This window comes from Sporomusa acidovorans (genome assembly GCF_900101845.1).
Lineage (GTDB): Bacteria > Bacillota > Negativicutes > Sporomusales > Sporomusaceae > Sporomusa > Sporomusa acidovorans.
The window spans coordinates 1-15,871 of sequence record NZ_FNAM01000079.1; the positions used below are offsets into that span (position 1 = coordinate 1).

Below are 15,871 nucleotides of genomic sequence, written 5' to 3' on the forward strand. Positions count from 1 at the left end.
ACTATGAGTTTTAGAGAGTTTTTGCTGGGTGAAGTACGCTATTCGGCCTTGAAACAGCAATATCCTGATCTGGCTGAGAATTTGTTTGAGAAAACAGAGCGTGATGCCAGCGAAAGACTGGAAAATTATAAAAGATTGGCTACCGGGCAAGAATAATCTTGCCTGCCCGGGACTTGCGAATGCGTAAAGTTGGGAGGCGGTATAGGTATGGAACAAAAACTGTACTTAATTAAAGACATGGATCGACCGGGAAAATTAGAACTTGTGGACATATTTCGCCTCATTGATGACGGATTTAACCGGCAAACAGCGGGAAAGTCACTTCAAAGTAAAAAAATTGGCGTTTTGGCAGGCAGCCGGGGAATCTGCAATTATAAAGAAATTGTTAAGCATGTTGTCAAGCTGCTGCAGGCAGCCGGGGCGGAGGTAGTTGTTCTGCCGGCCATGGGCAGCCATGGCGGGGCTACTGCTGAAGGGCAGAAGGCTGTTTTGGCGGAATACGGCCTTACGGAAGAATATCTCGGAGCGCCTGTTGTTTCCGGTATGGAAGTGGAACAGGTGGGAAATGTTGGCGGCCAGCCGGTGTATGCCGACAGAAACGCTGTGGCTTTAGATGGCATCGTACCTGTTAACAGAGTAAAAGCACATACTGATTTTCATGGCCCGCATGAAAGCGGCGTGGTAAAAATGTTAACCATTGGCATAGGCAAGAAGGTACAGGCTGAGGGTGTCCATCGTCACGGCAGCGGGGGGCTAATAAAACTCATTCCGCAAATATCGGACGCTGTTCTGAAACGGATTCCGCTTATAGCAGCGGTTGCCATTATTGAAAATAAATTTGACGAGACAGCATTTATTGAGGTGTTGGGACGCGAGAATATTTTCTCCCGGGAAAAGGAATTGTTGATATATTCCAAGAAATTGTTGCCGCAAATTCCTTTTGATCATTTGGATGTACTTGTTATTCAGGAAATGGGAAAAAATATTTCCGGTGTCGGCATTGATCCTAATGTTACGAGACGGATGCGTCTTGAAGCTGCGCCCCGTGAGCCTGGAGCACCAAAACGGATCGTGGTGTTGGATCTGACTGAGGAATCAGGCGGTAACGGCAATGGCATGGGAATTGCGGACGTGATAACGGAGCGCCTGTATAATAAAGTGGATTTCGCAATAACATATGTCAATACCATCACCTCAGGTTTTATAGAGCGGGGGTTCGTGCCTATCAAAATGCCGGATGATTACAAAGCCATCAATGTTGCGCTCAAAACGTGCGGGCGCCCGGTAGATTGGGATAGCGCGCGAATCGTGTTTATAAAAAACACGGTCTCGCTTAGCAAGATGTATATTTCCCCGGCATTAATCAGGGAAGTACCGGCGGAATATGCTGTGGAAGCTACTGCTGTCACTGAAGTTTTTAATAGCGATAATAATTTAATATTGTCGTGGTAAGCACAAAAATCAAATTTTTTATTATAACAAGGAGTTGAAAACTATGAGGCTCATGCATACGAGTCTGCCAGAGTTCAAAATAAAAATGCAGGGGGCGGCCATTGAACAGTCGCCTAATAAACAAGTCGAGTTGCGGGGCGTAGAAAATCTCAAATCAGCAAAAATGCAGTCTCTCCGTACTGGCCGGATCGAAGATGCTATATCCGAAGTCGCCGGTCAGAAACAAACCCGGCGGGTGGAAGTGGTTGTATTGCCACGAGTACCGGAAACAATGCATACTGTGGTGATTAAAGGTTTTGACGATGAAGGCAAACCTACCAAAGCAATTATGGAAGTAATCAATATTATCCATCCAACGGAAGAGGTGGAATTAGAAGGTTTTAAGGAAGTTGAGGACCGGCGTCCATTGCTTGGCTGCCATTAAAAGCTAATATGGAAAATAGAGGTGTAACATGGGTAATTTAAAGTTCCGCTATTTAGAAAAAGGTGTTGGTGCCAAAACCGGTGCACCAATTGGTATTGCGCTTGTCGATAAAAAGGCTATAGAAATGGCCGCAGTTTCAGAAGAAAAAGCATTGAAGAGCATTGCATCTGCCATCGGCGGACCAGTGGCTATTAATGTTTTTGATCTTGATGCTGTGACTACGACCAGCGATGGAGTAATTGTTAAAGGAGCTATTATTACCATGGCGGCGGCAGATGGCGGCAAGATTCACCGGGAATTTGGCATATTGCATATGGAGGAAATTGAGGTGGATGAAGCGCTTTTAGCAGAAGAGCCGCATCTTCGGCCTTTAGCGCATATGTACCCGAACTGTCGTTTATTCCGTGGTCCTGACCCGGCTAAAAAGCTGATACCTGTCCACAATGTTTGTATGACAGGTAAAGCAATTAATAATAATTCGGCAACGGAAATGATGAATGCAGTTACTATGGAGGAAATGCTGTTTCCCATTTTAGGACAATTACAGGTAATGAATGAAGGAGAGATTGTTTTTGCCGTAACCGGAGGGGTTATGTCTGTCGGCATTGGTATGACTGTGGCTGAAAAATTTGGCCGCGTTTTTCCGACGCGCCAATTCGCTGCCGGCGAGACGGCCCATAACTGTGGTGCTTATGCCCAAACTCTCAAGGCCAGCATTCCCTGTGTTGTTGCGCCTAAAGACATTCTGGCCAAGCATATCCTTGATGTTTTAGAACAAGGAATTATTCCCGGAAAACATCTTGGCTGTTCGCCGGCCGTTTTATGTGTGGCTCATGCTTTTGGCAGTGATATTGCGATGAAAAATATTCAGGACCGTGCCTGGCTGGAACTTGAAAGTGTCGGGTTATCCAGACAACAGTTTCTTAATCCGTCGCCGCATCTGACCCGTGATGAAATTTTAGCCCGTGCCGACGAAATAATTCCCGGACTGGTAGAACCCAGAAGGGTTAAGTCAACAGACTATTTCAAACAGATGGAGATTGAGGCTTAAAACTGCTACAAGAAAGGGGGGGGAACTGATGGCAGACAATGCGGAAGATAAAATTGTGGCCTATGTGGACAAAACCATTGTAAAAATTACCGGCATCAACGTCAAAGGGATCAGACCGGTGGATTTGGAAGCTGTCGTCTCCCGGGAGATCGGCTGTCCGGTGCGCGTAATCGGCGTGAGCAGCCAGTCTATTAAAATGGATGTGTATGGTCTGGAGCCTGAAGCTATCCTGCGTAATGAGCAGGGGTTGATTACGGCTATTTCCTTAATACCGGGTCTGACGGCATCGGATGTGGCCTGTATTGCAGCCGCCGAAAAGGCACGGGAGGTTTCCACAACCGAACTGGCAGGCAGACCGAAGGCCGTTTGCCCAAAAGAGAAATGGGTGGGATTATAATGATTGTAAACAAGGTAGTGATTGTTCCCACTGGCGATGAAGTGTATAACGGCGTAGTCCTTGATACCAACAGCCCGGCCTTGATGGCGATGGTTTTGGGAAAATTCCCCCAAGCCTGCATTCAGCGGATTACCCCGGTTATTGATAACCTTGATGCCATCTGCCAGACAATAAAACGCTATGAAACCTGTGATCTCATCATTGTTATTGGCGGATCAGGCGGCGGTAAGAAATTTGATGCCGATTTGGCAGCCGATGAGACGCATATAGCTCTTGACAGCATGCTTACAAGGAAAGTGGTTAAAGAAATTTACGGATTTAACGGACATTTGTGGTCTCGCCTGGTGGTTGGCCGCATGCGAGAAAATTGTCTGGTGGCAAATGTTCCCGGTCCTTATACGGAAGCTGTCGCAGCTGGCAAGGCATTGCTGGAGGCAATAGCCGCAGGCGTGGACCTGACAGTCATTGCCGAGCAAGTAGCTAGCGCAGTATTAGCCCAATATCCCAGCGGAGGCAATATTCGATGAAACTGGCAATTTTGACAATATCAGATTCAGTACCTGTGGGAAAACGCGTAGACTTGAGTGGACCTAAGATTAAGGAAATACTGGGGCCGTTTTTCAACACTGTGGAGTATCGGGTGTGTACCGATGATGTGGCTGCTATTGAGGAAAATGTTTTGCAATTACTGGAAACTGCTGATTTGGTGATAACCAACGGCGGGACAGGCTTGATGGATCGCGATAATACGGCAGAAGCTTTGGAAAAGATTGCGGGCAGGCATCTACCCCCGCTGGAACGGGCGATATCTGCTGCTATGATATTAGCCTGTGGTCCGATGTCGGCTATTGCCACACCCGCTGTTATCAAAAAAGGAGCCATCTATATTATTGCTCTACCGGGGCGTACGGATGAAGTTGCCGCTGCTTTGGAGGGGGTAATCAAACCCTTTGTTCTTAATCATCTGCTTTTTGGACCAGGCGGCCATTTTTGTGGCTCTAAGGGGCATTTGAAATATTAGCGCAGAAAGTGGTAGCTGTTTTCTATGCGTATATACCGAATCGTTGATTTACTGATGCTTGGCGGACGTACCGGTCAGGGGTATCCGTTCATACTGGCAGGCTGCATTCCTGACGAACAGGCTTATAATTTGTTTGTTTCAGCGGGTTATGAGCTGCAGTCTTTGATAGTTTCTAAAGAATGCGACCCTGTAACGCTGGACTGTTTGCTGGCAAATCGCCTGCAATCGCTGGCGGCAGCAACGTTTTTGGCCGGTTGTACACTGCATGTACCAGGTGTTGCCGGTTTCTCCGGCGGAGTGCTGGGGGATCCGGGTCAAACAGCCTGTTCGGCCGGAGGCTGCAGTGAAGCCATGAATAATGGCTGGAGTCTGTTAACTTTTCCCGGTGGACCAGGTCTGGCCGCCGACCGGGAAATACCGGATTTGCCTGCTAGAGTACAGGCTATTTGTACGGAAAGCGTACCTAATCACATGACGCTCATAAGCTTATCCGAGTACCTGACGCGGATGGGGGCTGGTAAAGTGATAGGAATCACTGATGGCAGCGGGCCAACAGCCTGCGGTGCAGCTCTCATTCGCCAAGGGGAAAAAACTGAAGTCTGGCGTTTGGCTGAGTTATAGGCGAGTTCTGTCTCGCCTTTTTGCTGTTAGCAAAGGTATAACGGAATGACATTGGTGAGAGGCCTATGCCGGAAAGGTCTAAGGCAGAAATAAATTTCAGGATACAGGATAAGAGAACTTGACAACAAATGGAGGCTGTGCTATTCTACTAATTGAGAATGATTATTATTATAAAAACCATGCAGTGCTAATCTTACACTGAAGACAAAAGAGTATTTTATATCTTTGCCTGTCAAAGATATTTCTTTTGCTCTATTAGTGAGAATGATTATTAATATCAAATTTTAATATAATTGGGAGGTAATTATGCAAAAAACACTGAATCAGTTGCGAACCGGCGATAAGGCTGTGGTGACAAAGGTTACCGGTAGTGGGGCGATAAAGCGCCGCATCATAGACATGGGGCTTGTTGCCGGAACACAGATAAAAGTACAAAAGTACGCTCCACTCGGTGATCCGATGGAAATTAAGGTGAAGAACTTTAACCTTTCTTTGCGCAAATCAGAGGCTGCACTGATCGAAGTGCAAGAACACAGCTAACTATAAGCTGGAAAAAACGAGGAGGAAATGAAATGGCGACTACAAGTATGACAGTAGCTTTGGCCGGTAATCCCAATTCTGGTAAAACGACCATTTTTAATAATATCACGGGGGCTCGCCAACATGTGGGTAATTATCCCGGTGTAACGGTAGAAAAACGGGAAGGATTTTGCCGATATCAGGGTAAGGACTTGCTCTTTGTTGATTTACCCGGTACATACAGCTTGACGGCAAATGCCTTGGATGAATTGGTGGCACGAAATGTAATCATTAATGACAGACCCGATATAATTATCAATATCCTGGATGCTTCCAATCTGGAGCGAAACTTATATTTAGCTGTCCAACTGCTGGAATTGGAACGGCCAGTGGTGTTGGCGCTTAATATGGCCGATATGGCTGAAAAAATGGGGCAGAAAATAAATGACGATGCGTTAACACGCAAACTTGGTGTGCCGGTGGTTCGTACGGTAGGTAACCGCAATCAGGGAACTGATGAGTTGCTTGAAACAGTGACGAAGGTTGCCAATACAGACAAACCGCAGCCTTTTGCCATGAATTACGGCACAGAGATTGAGACAAAAATAAATGAAATAATTGCCGGCATTACTTCGCTTACGGTGGTGAAATATCCCTTGCGGTGGCTGGCAATCAAACTCTTAGAGAATGACCAGGATGTAGTAAGTGCAATCAGAACTATTGCCGGCGGCGAAAAAATATTGTCCCTGGCCGAAAAAGCGCGGACAGACCTGGAAGCTGTTTATCATGATGACATTGCCCTTATCATTGCCGAATATCGTTACCGCTTTGTAGGAGAGATTTGCAAGGAAGCCATTGCATCGCACACTAACGGGATGCAAACCATATCGGATAAAATTGATAATGTTTTAACCCACCGGATTATGGGATTACCCATCTTTTTTGGCATTATGTGGCTATTATTTAATTTCGTTTTTGCTGTTGGGCAATATCCGCAGGGGTGGCTCGAAGATGCCATAACGTGGGTCGGCGATTTTGTGGGGCAGTACATGGTTGAAGGTGATCTTAAATCATTGCTGATAGACGGTGTTATTGGCGGGGTAGGTTCGGTTATCAGCTTTTTGCCGCAGATATTGTTGCTGTTTTTTGGCATTGCTTTGCTGGAAGATACCGGCTATATGGCCCGGGCCGCCTTTGTTATGGACCGTGTGATGCGGGCTGTAGGGCTGCATGGTAAATCGTTTATTCCGCTGCTTTTGGGGTTTGGCTGTAACGTTCCGGCCATTATGGGCACCCGTACGCTGGATAATCCGCGGGACAGGATGGTGACCATATTGGTGAGTCCGTTGATGAGTTGCAGCGCTCGTTTGCCGGTATATACTATTTTAATTGCCGCTTTTTTTCCGGAAGAGTTAGCTGGCAGTGTATTGTTTTCGATCTATTTTATTGGCATTTTATTAGCTGTCGTTATGGCATTGCTTTTCCGTAAATTCTTGTTCCCGGGAACCACTGAAGCTTTTGTCATGGAAATGCCGCAATATCACATTCCGACACTTCGCAGCATTCTGACGCACATGTGGGAGCGCAGCGTGCTATATCTTAAAAAGGCCGGTACCTTAATTTTAGCGGCAGCTATTCTTGTCTGGTTTTTAGTCAATTATCCCAGTGAGGTGCAATACAGCAAAGATTTTGATGGTTTGCAAGCAACTGTGGAAGAATCTTTTACTAATCAGGTAACGGAAAAGGTTTTACTGCCGCTGCAATTAGAAAAACTGGAAGATAATGCATCGCTGCAAGCCTTAGTGGGACAAATAGACGAAATTAAATCACAGGAAGAAGAAGGCGCTGACGCGCAAGCCGCCAACGGCCTAACTGAAAGTGAAGATGAGACTGCCGATAATCCGCAGCTTCTGGAACTTAAACAAGCGAATCCCGTGCTGTATCCTTATGCGCTATCTTACTGGAATATGGACAATGCGCGGAAAGAGGCTGTGGAAAAACTTGATGAAGAGAAAGCTTCCGAAAAACTGTCCCTTAGTTACGCCGGTCAGTTCGGTCATTTTGTGGAACCGGTTATCCAGCCTTTAGGTTTTGATTGGAAAATGGGCGTCGGACTAGTCTCGGCAGTGGCAGCGAAAGAAGTACTTGTTAGTACATTGGGTACCATCTACAGTGTTGGCGATGTCGAAGATGATTCTACAGGGTTGCAGCAGGCGTTAGCTAATGATGGTGCTTTTAGTCCGCTGGTTGCGTATAGCTTGATGATTTTTACGCTAATTTATTCGCCGTGTCTGGCAGCGTTAGCCGTTGTTCGCAGGGAAACAAATTCATGGAAATGGCCTTTGTTTAGTTCGGTCTATTCAACCGTATTAGCCTGGGTATTAGCTTTGGCTGTATACCAGATCGGAAAATTTTTGGGGTATTGATTCTGTAAGAGCCATAAAAAAGTTTGATACAGCTCGAACCTGTTCGGGCTGTATCAAAAAGCATATATGACTCGTCTCATAGTATTGTACATCTAACCTAACATAAGTTACCGGGTGAAGGTGGGAAGCTATTATTCTAAGCGTACTGGCCGTAACCGTGTATCAAGTTTTGACCCTGATACCGGTCTAATCAATCAAGTTGTCTGCAGTTGATACCCGGGGAGGGATTATTTATGTTGAATCATTTTACACCGGAAGATTTACACGAAATAGTAGAGGGGTTAACTGCAGCGTTAGACGCTAAAAATTCTTTTATGTGCGGACATTCTGAACGGGTTGCGGAATTATCTTTGCTGCTCGCAAACGGTCTGGGCCTGCCTGTTCAAGAACAAACAAGAATTCATATCGGCGCTCACTTGCATGATATTGGCAAAATAGGAGTTCCCGACATTATTCTTAATAAACCGGGTAAGTTGACCAACAGAGAGTTTGCTATGATCCGCAAACATCCTGAAATTGGTAATAACATTGTCAGCAAAATAGGCGTGCTTCATCCGGTCGCTGATATAGTACGACATCATCACGAACGATTTGACGGGAAGGGATATCCTGACGGGCTTCAGGGAGAGGCAATTTCTTTAGGTGCCAGGATTGTCGCTGTTGCCGATGCTTTCGATGCTATGACAAGTACACGGGCCTACCGGCCGGCGCTTAGTTTTGATAAAACTATGCTGGGAATGAAGAAGTGCAGGGGAACTCAATTTGATCCGGCGGTTATTGATATCTTGTTTTCCCTTAAGAGCAAGGGGGAATTTAGATACATGCAGGGATATACAAGCTGTTTAGTAGGGTTTAACTAAAAAACAAGTAAGAAAGGGTGAAGCCGATGTCGGTTGTGGTTATTGGTGGAGATTATCTTGGGGGAATTGAAAAAAACTTATACTCGCTTGGGGTTACGGAACTGTTACATATATCCGGACGAAAGGCTCTGGATAAAAATAAAATCAGCCTGCCAAAGGCCACAGCCTTTGTTTTAATCTTTACTGACTACGTTAACCATGGCACGGCCCGGACGGTGAAATATATAGCTAAGTCACGTTCCGTCCCTTTGATTTATGCCAAGAGATCATGGCGGGCGGTTGAAGAAAAACTTCGTTTGGGCAATATCGCCGGTATTAGAATAAATTGATTATTAGGGGTGTATAAAATGGAAACAGTAGTTTTGGGAGGAATTGTTGCAGCGGCTTTGGGATATATCGTTTATTTAATTTGGCGGGGAATTAACGGTAAAGACGTTTGTAACTGTGGCAGTAATGGATCGTGCCAGGTATCTGCGGGTAGTTGCCATTGTAAGCCCCCAAAAAAATAATGACTAGTATGTGACTAATTGGTATATCGGTGTGCTGTAGGATAAACTAAATGAATGCCTCAAGCTCGTGAAATGAGAACTTGGGGCATTCATATTTTTAAAACTTATTAATTATCGATTGGATAAACGGATAATAATATAGTTCACCATTTAAAGCCCTTATCGCGGCGATAATAGATGTTACTAACAAAAGAATCCATAGAATAGCTAGAATTGGAATTAGCAGTATGCCAATAAGAAACATGCACAAAAAAAATACGATGGAAGAAAGAATGAGAATAATTACATGAGCGCCTAGCGCCTGTTTGGCGTGATGGATTACAAAGGGATCATCTTTTCGCAAAAGCAAGATGAGCAGTGGAGCTAAAATGAAACCAATGCCTAATAAATAAGCGATATGTGCGGTAATGGCAAATACCTTTTGTTCACTAGTGACATTTGTTTGCACTAGTACACCTCCTATACCTGTATAAGTGGCCGTATTTGATTATCCTGTGCAATTGGCTTTGGAACGGACAATTTGTGAAGTTTTTAATATTTTACAACTTGTTTTGGAATTCTGCAACCTATTAGGTATTAAACTTTCTCATTTACCACATTAATAGATTTTACCTGGATAAAAGAAGAATCTAATGTAGCGGCATTCAAAAATACTGTTTTCATAACTGACCTCTCAGTCGGTAAAGTATGGATATAGTTTAATCCAGAATGGAGAGAAATTCATCTGATTTCAGCAACAGGTTTTACTACTTTTGCCAATAAGTAAGGCAGGGGATTATACAGTTGCCTTTTACTGAAACCTATGCATATGCATTTCAAAATGTTAAAATAATCAGCCGGCAAAATATCGGCTGGTTATTTTATACAAAACATTACAGAAAATAGTGTCGAATCAAAGGGGAATGACGAATCAATGGCGAATTTTGACAAGTATAAGCAGACAAACAGACAACGGTATGTTGGGGATCGGTTGGGAATACTAGATATTCCTATTAAAGGCTCGCTATATGTACAGGCAATTGTGCCGAACCTGGCAAAATTGCCTGACTCATGAGGCTGTAAGAGAATAAAATTCAAGCCTTTACGACTAATTTATTATGGAGTGAAAAACTTGCGGAAATTTGTATTGTGGCTTGATAAAACGTGGGCAAGGCTTTTGATAGCTTCTCTTGCATGTGGTATGTGGTATTGGATTAATGATAACTATGGGCTTTTTGATGGATGAATTTGAGAAAAAGACGTATGAACACCGTGAACTAGAACTGATGCGCATGACAGAATTAGCTTTAAATACGATAAATCCTATTATCCAAAAATATAATCAGGGATTTTCCTCTAAGGAGGACACTTCTTATCGGATTCAATCAACTGATGAGGGTAATTGAACAAAAAACAGAAGCTTTACGCCAAAACGAAATAAAATTTCGAACTTTATTTGAATATGCAAATGAAGCCATTTTTATATTACATAATGGAGTGATTGTAGATTGCAATTATTGTACAGAATTACTTTTTGACCTTTCCTATCAAGATATTATTGGTTGCAGTCCGGAAGCTTTGTCACCGGTATACCAGCCGAATGGGCAAACCTCAAAGCCGAAGGCTCGCGATATCAGAAAAAAGCTTTCGTTGGGTAAACCTTGTGTATTTGAATGGCGGTATTTACGTGAAAAACGCGAGTTTGACGCTGAAGTAAGTCTAGGATTATATTTGGGGGAAAATGAATTTTATTAGCGCCAGAGCGAATAATAAAGAATGCTACCAAGCTGAAGTGCAGGAGGATAATGGATGAACTTTATTGGTTTCGGAACAGAATGGTTTGTTGCATTGGGAAGCATTCTCTTTATGAATTTAATTTTAAGTGGCGATAATGCAGTCATAATTGCCTTAGCAAGCAAAAATCTATCTTCTGAACAACGAAAAACTGCGATATTATGGGGGAGCGCGGGGGCAGTTATTTTAAGAATTGTGCTTACTTTTGTAGCTGCTTATTTGCTGAATATTCCCTATTTTCAGCTTGCCGGCGGTATAGCGCTGTTATGGATAGCAATTAGTCTATTAAATGCGAATGAAGAGGGAAATAATTATGAGGAAGCGATTTCCTTAAAAGAAGCAATTAAGGTAATTCTTTTGGCTGATTTAGTAATGAGTTTAGATAATGTGCTGGCGCTTGCCGCCATATCCCAAACCGTTTCAACCGGTAAGTATGCATTAATTATTGTCGGTTTAGCTACGAGTATACCATTAGTGATCTTTGGGGCCCAGATACTGATGAAACTAATGGATAGATTTCCGTTAATTGTATATTTAGGCGCCGGTATTCTTGGTTATGCGGCTGCGGAAATGATCATAGGTGATAAAGCTGTTAGTTTTTTGACTAAGGGATATGAAGGACTTATTGAGATTGGATTATCGGTTGGTGTTGTGGTGGTGGGCTTTTTGTTACAAGCGAGGAATAGTGCAAAGGGATGATTGGCGGACAATAAAGAACGACAGACGATAATAACTTTTTTGTAAATTTTTCTGTTGGCTAATAACCCCCATAGATAGCCAATTAGGGCTAATTTATGGGGGTTAATTATCTATTGAGCTAATTTCTGCATGCACTAAATCACACCAATTCTTCAAACAATCTTCACAGGTTCTTCATAATGGCTTGTTATAATTAAGGCAAATCCAGCTAAAGGAGGACATATAATGAAAAAAGGTTTAATTATTGGGTTAGCTGCATCTTTGGTAGTCGCATTGGGAGCAACCTTCGCTTTTGCGGAGTCACCTAAAACGGGTATGACGGATAAAACCCAAATGTACGAGATACACAAGAAAATGGTAGATCAGCATGTGAAAGACGGTACATTAACGCCGGAGCAAGCCAAAGTTATGGATGATCATATGGCCAGTATGGGTTCCATGATGAACTCTAATACGGTTTGTCACTCCGGTGATCAAAGCACGACAACCATTCCACAGCAATAATTGACCGCAAAAACAGTCCTCAAGCAAGAGGACTGTTTTTACGCCCAAACAAATCCTATAAAAAGTTAAAATATCTTCATGCTATAAAGTAATTCCTATTTGGCATGTATAATATAGGTATATTAATAGAGAGCGGAGGGTAATCGATGACACAAAAGTCAGTATTAATTGTAGATGATGATATAAAGTTGGTAGAGTTGCTGGAATTATATTTTCAGAAGGACGGGTTTATCGTATACACGGCCAATGATGGATTGACAGCCTTAAAAACCGCTAGAGAAAAAAAAACGGATATACTGGTACTCGACTTGATGCTTCCTGGAATGGATGGATGGGATATCTGCAGGACACTTCGGCGGGAAAGTGAGGTGCCAATTTTAATGCTCACTGCCCGCGATGAAGAAAGCGACAGACTTATTGGCTTAGAAATTGGCGCTGACGACTATGTTACCAAGCCCTTCAGCCCCAAAGAAGTAGTGGCGCGCGTCAAAGCGATACTCCGCCGAACAAAAGGAATAACAGTGAAAACGCAGCCATTACAAATGGGAGATGTCGTTATTAACATTGAACAGCATCAAGTAACAAAGGACGGGCAACCTATTGAACTAACACCCACTGAGTTTAAAATATTGGAGCTTTTAGCGTCTAGTCCGGGCCGGGTATTCAGCCGATTACAAATCGTTGAGCAGGCGCAAGGCTATTCTTTTGAGGGCTATGAACGTACAATTGATGCGCATGTAAAAAACCTGCGACGGAAAATCGAGGATAACCCTAAAGACCCCATATTTATTCAAACTGTGTATGGAGTGGGATATCGAATGGCAGGGAATCAGAATGAATAGCATTATTTATCGAATTACCGGTTTGATGTTTTTGGCGGTAGCAATAACCGTATTTTTACTTATCTATCTTGCTAATGCGCAAATGACGGATCTGTTTCAGGAATACGTAACTATCCAACAAATGGAAGTCCATCACAGTATAATGACACATATGAGTCCGGATTTTCAAGAACAAACCGGTATGATGGGGATATCTGAGCAAAACTTTTTAACTTCTGTGCATCAATCATTGATTTGGGTTGGCATAGCTATATTAATTGTCGGATTGGCTGCCAGCTATGCTTTGGCCCGCAGTATTACCACACCGCTGAGAAAGCTTAGTGCGGCTGCACTGGAGATCGAGCGAGGCAATTTTGCCCAGAAGGTTCCCATTAATTCTAAAGATGAAGTTGGCAGCCTGGCTTTAATCTTTAACCGAATGGCTGAAACTCTTGACAGCAACAATAAACTTCGACAGCAGTTTCTTGCAAACGTAGCTCATGAATTGCGAACCCCGTTGGCTGTAATTCAGGGCCACTTGGAAGGCATGATTGACGGTATTATTGAACCAACCCCCAAAAAGCTTAGCTCTCTCCATGAAGAGGCGGTTCGTTTGTCACGACTGATTAAAGACTTAAAGGACCTGTCATTAGCAGAGGTTCGGCAATTATCGCTGGAGGTCAGAGACGTTAATGTTAATCATACGCTGGAAAAGACCGTATATATGCTGAAACCTCTTGCCGACGAGAAAAAAATTACCGTTAAACAAAACTTGATGGTTGGGCTGCCCGCAATTACAGCCGATGCGGATAGAATTAGCCAAATCTTTTACAACCTTATTACCAATGCGATTCGCTATACTTCTGTCGGCGGCTGTGTGACGGTTTCTACCGAGTTAATCCAGTATGCAGAACAAGACTGGATTAAAATAGGTGTTGCCGACAATGGTCCAGGTATAAATGAGAAGGATCTGCCCTTCATTTTTGACCACTTCTACCGGGGGGATAAATCACGGGATAGAAAAAGTGGGGGTAGTGGACTTGGTTTGGCAATTGTCAAACAACTTACGGAAATTCATGGCGGCAAAGTGCAGGTAGAGAGCGTAATGGGCAAGGGAAGTTTATTTTGTGTGCTATTACCAGCAAAGTTGATGAAAAAGCCATAACCTCCAAATTAGACCTTAATGATCCAGCCGGTAGGCGCTTCTAGATTGCCAAATTGAATACCACAGAGCGTGTTATAGAGTTTGGTAGTAATCGGACCAACTTCAGTTTCGCTATAAAAGACATGGAGTTTGTCTTTGTAGTGAATACCGCCAATGGGCGTAATCACTGCTGCCGTTCCACAAGCACCCGCTTCTTTGAACTCTTGGAGATTGTCAATGCAAACATCTCTCTCTGCCGTTTTTAATCCCATGTATTCTTTAGCCAGATAGAGAAGGGAATATTTTGTAATACTTGGTAGAATCGAAGGCGATTTTGGCGTTACAAATTCATTATCCCAGGTAATACCGAAGAAATTGGCTGAGCCGACTTCTTCAATTTTTGTATGGGTCAGCGGATCAAGGTAGATACAATCACCAAACCCGCCTTTTTTAGCCAAATGATAGGAATACAGGCTTGCGGCGTAGTTGCCTCCTACTTTGGCGGCTCCTGTCCCGTAGGGGGCTGCCCGGTCAAAGTCGGAAACAGTAAAATTAACAGGAGTCATACCCCCTTTGAAATAAGGGCCGACCGGAACGCAAAAAACAGAAAATAAATATTCCGGGGCCGCGCCGACACCGATGTTGTCACCGACGCCAATGAGTAACGGTCTGATATAAAGAGTAGCACCAGTGCCATAAGGTGGAACATAACCTTCGTTGGCACGTACTACTTGGAGGACGGCATCTACAAATTTTTCTTCGGGAATTTCCGGCATCAACAGGCGACGAGCGCCAAGATTTAACCGTTTGGCATTTTCATAAGGACGAAAAAGCTGAATGTTTCCGTTGGCTGTTCTGTATGCCTTTAAGCCTTCGAAGCATTGCTGCCCATAATGCAATGCGGTTGACGCTTCACTGATTAAAAGTTTATTATCAGTTACGAGTTGCCCTTTATCCCATTTCCCATCTTTCCAAGTGGAAATATAGCGAAAGTCTGTTTTTATATAGTTGAATCCCAAGTTGTCCCAATCAATGTCTGCGAGTTTAGTCATAATTTTGTATCACTCCTGAATTAAAGTAAAGTAGTAACGCTGATAGTTCCGGCAAGACGATAACAAAAGTCATTGCCTTAAAGTTTTATATTTGATAAATAAATCAGCTGTTCTTTTATTACCATCTCCATGACCTATATGAAAGCCAATAAATAAGGATTTTTTCTGACAGGATGTTAGTAACGCTCCAGAGCCGGCTATTACTTTTGCATTTACTACCACCATGACTGTAAATCTCTATTGGACAGTATATAGATGATTCTACTGCGAAAACTCCCCCTGCACAGGGGTATCAGTTACCGAGAAAAAATGACCTAAAGCCCTTATGAAATAAGGTTTTGTAGGTATTGTGAACAGGGATTTTCTGCTTGAAGTCGAATATTATTATTATAAACATAACGATATTTGAAAGTGAGCGAATATAAATGTTTCGCAAAAATAATTCAAACCTTCAGGAACGCTTGTTTGATGACTTCCAGCATTTACACCCCAGTCAACAAAAACGCTTAATGGCCAGTTGGGCTCCCATATTTTACGAACACGTTTTCAGCCAGATTGATGAAGCACCCTTTGCACCGTTATACTCTGCCGATAATGG

General features: G+C 43.4%; 20 protein-coding genes. 18 read left to right on the plus strand and 2 right to left on the minus strand.

The features are described 5' to 3' along the window. Positions 1 to 207 precede the first annotated feature (207 nt). The 12 genes from BLR65_RS27430 to BLR65_RS30250 all read left to right on the plus strand — a co-directional run bounded on the left by BLR65_RS27430 (position 208) and on the right by BLR65_RS30250 (position 9,280). On the plus strand, positions 208 to 1,452 hold the full coding sequence (locus tag BLR65_RS27430) for a nickel pincer cofactor-dependent isomerase, group 22 (RefSeq protein ID WP_093797812.1): 1,245 nt from the start codon (positions 208 to 210) through the stop codon (positions 1,450 to 1,452). A 43-nt stretch (positions 1,453 to 1,495) separates the two neighbouring features. After that, positions 1,496 to 1,876 carry a hypothetical protein gene (locus BLR65_RS27435; RefSeq protein WP_093797814.1) on the plus strand — a complete coding sequence of 127 codons (381 nt, stop codon included), beginning with the start codon at positions 1,496 to 1,498 and terminating at the stop codon, positions 1,874 to 1,876. 28 nt (positions 1,877 to 1,904) lie between these two features. Next, the gene (locus BLR65_RS27440; protein ID WP_093797816.1) at positions 1,905 to 2,927 is read left to right on the plus strand and encodes a hypothetical protein; all 1,023 of its coding nucleotides are present in this window, start codon (positions 1,905 to 1,907) and stop codon (positions 2,925 to 2,927) included. 28 nt (positions 2,928 to 2,955) lie between these two features. Further along, positions 2,956 to 3,324, plus strand: a complete 369-nt coding sequence (locus tag BLR65_RS27445) for a hypothetical protein (protein WP_093797818.1) — start codon at positions 2,956 to 2,958, stop codon at positions 3,322 to 3,324. Further along, complete coding sequence (locus BLR65_RS27450; RefSeq protein ID WP_211285028.1) at positions 3,324 to 3,851, plus strand: molybdopterin-binding protein; 528 nt, start codon at positions 3,324 to 3,326, stop codon at positions 3,849 to 3,851. The genes BLR65_RS27445 and BLR65_RS27450 overlap by 1 nt, the downstream gene beginning before the upstream one ends. Continuing rightward, on the plus strand, positions 3,848 to 4,345 hold the full coding sequence (locus BLR65_RS27455) for a MogA/MoaB family molybdenum cofactor biosynthesis protein (RefSeq protein WP_093797820.1): 498 nt from the start codon (positions 3,848 to 3,850) through the stop codon (positions 4,343 to 4,345). Before BLR65_RS27450 ends, BLR65_RS27455 begins: the two co-directional genes overlap by 4 nt. 24 nt (positions 4,346 to 4,369) lie before the next feature. Beyond that, on the plus strand, positions 4,370 to 4,966 hold the full coding sequence (locus tag BLR65_RS27460; RefSeq protein WP_093797822.1) for a hypothetical protein: 597 nt from the start codon (positions 4,370 to 4,372) through the stop codon (positions 4,964 to 4,966). A 306-nt stretch (positions 4,967 to 5,272) separates the two neighbouring features. Beyond that, positions 5,273 to 5,506 (plus strand): FeoA family protein, encoded by a 234-nt coding sequence (locus BLR65_RS27465; RefSeq protein WP_093797824.1) that lies wholly within the window; start codon positions 5,273 to 5,275, stop codon positions 5,504 to 5,506. A gap of 32 nt (positions 5,507 to 5,538) precedes the next feature. After that, positions 5,539 to 7,911, plus strand: a complete 2,373-nt coding sequence (feoB, locus tag BLR65_RS27470) for a ferrous iron transport protein B (protein WP_093797826.1) — start codon at positions 5,539 to 5,541, stop codon at positions 7,909 to 7,911. A 233-nt stretch (positions 7,912 to 8,144) separates the two neighbouring features. Next, a complete protein-coding gene (locus tag BLR65_RS27475; RefSeq protein ID WP_093797828.1) occupies positions 8,145 to 8,771 on the plus strand; it encodes an HD-GYP domain-containing protein in 627 nt (208 codons plus the stop codon). A 26-nt stretch (positions 8,772 to 8,797) separates the two neighbouring features. Then, entirely contained in the window at positions 8,798 to 9,100 is a 303-nt protein-coding gene (locus tag BLR65_RS27480; protein ID WP_093797830.1) for a DUF2325 domain-containing protein, read from the plus strand. A gap of 18 nt (positions 9,101 to 9,118) precedes the next feature. Further along, positions 9,119 to 9,280: a hypothetical protein gene (locus BLR65_RS30250; protein ID WP_169716671.1), complete on the plus strand. Its 162-nt coding sequence runs from the start codon at positions 9,119 to 9,121 to the stop codon at positions 9,278 to 9,280. A 97-nt stretch (positions 9,281 to 9,377) separates the two neighbouring features. Here the strand turns inward: BLR65_RS30250 and BLR65_RS27485 are convergent, their stop codons facing one another. Further along, the gene (locus BLR65_RS27485; RefSeq protein ID WP_093797832.1) at positions 9,378 to 9,728 is read right to left on the minus strand and encodes a magnetosome magnetite crystal formation protein family; all 351 of its coding nucleotides are present in this window, start codon (positions 9,726 to 9,728) and stop codon (positions 9,378 to 9,380) included. Between the two features lie 769 nt (positions 9,729 to 10,497). Between BLR65_RS27485 and BLR65_RS30260 the strand changes: the two genes are divergently transcribed. The 6 genes from BLR65_RS30260 (at position 10,498) to BLR65_RS27515 (ending at position 14,242) form a co-directional block, all read left to right on the plus strand. After that, positions 10,498 to 10,665 (plus strand): hypothetical protein, encoded by a 168-nt coding sequence (locus BLR65_RS30260; protein WP_176772820.1) that lies wholly within the window; start codon positions 10,498 to 10,500, stop codon positions 10,663 to 10,665. Further along, a complete protein-coding gene (locus BLR65_RS27495; RefSeq protein WP_093797836.1) occupies positions 10,652 to 11,014 on the plus strand; it encodes a PAS domain-containing protein in 363 nt (120 codons plus the stop codon). The genes BLR65_RS30260 and BLR65_RS27495 overlap by 14 nt, the downstream gene beginning before the upstream one ends. 54 nt (positions 11,015 to 11,068) lie before the next feature. Further along, positions 11,069 to 11,752, plus strand: coding sequence for a TerC family protein (locus BLR65_RS27500; protein ID WP_093797838.1), 684 nt, complete (start codon positions 11,069 to 11,071; stop codon positions 11,750 to 11,752). Positions 11,753 to 11,977: 225 nt separating this feature from the next. After that, positions 11,978 to 12,256, plus strand: coding sequence for a DUF2680 domain-containing protein (locus tag BLR65_RS27505; RefSeq protein ID WP_093797840.1), 279 nt, complete (start codon positions 11,978 to 11,980; stop codon positions 12,254 to 12,256). Positions 12,257 to 12,402: 146 nt separating this feature from the next. Then, entirely contained in the window at positions 12,403 to 13,098 is a 696-nt protein-coding gene (locus BLR65_RS27510) for a response regulator transcription factor (RefSeq protein ID WP_093797842.1), read from the plus strand. Next, positions 13,058 to 14,242 carry a sensor histidine kinase gene (locus BLR65_RS27515; protein ID WP_245693092.1) on the plus strand — a complete coding sequence of 395 codons (1,185 nt, stop codon included), beginning with the start codon at positions 13,058 to 13,060 and terminating at the stop codon, positions 14,240 to 14,242. Before BLR65_RS27510 ends, BLR65_RS27515 begins: the two co-directional genes overlap by 41 nt. 8 nt (positions 14,243 to 14,250) lie before the next feature. Here BLR65_RS27515 and BLR65_RS27520 read toward each other — a convergent pair whose 3' ends face one another. Further along, positions 14,251 to 15,273 (minus strand): branched-chain amino acid aminotransferase, encoded by a 1,023-nt coding sequence (locus tag BLR65_RS27520; protein ID WP_093797846.1) that lies wholly within the window; start codon positions 15,271 to 15,273, stop codon positions 14,251 to 14,253. Between the last annotated feature and the right edge of the window lie 598 nt (positions 15,274 to 15,871).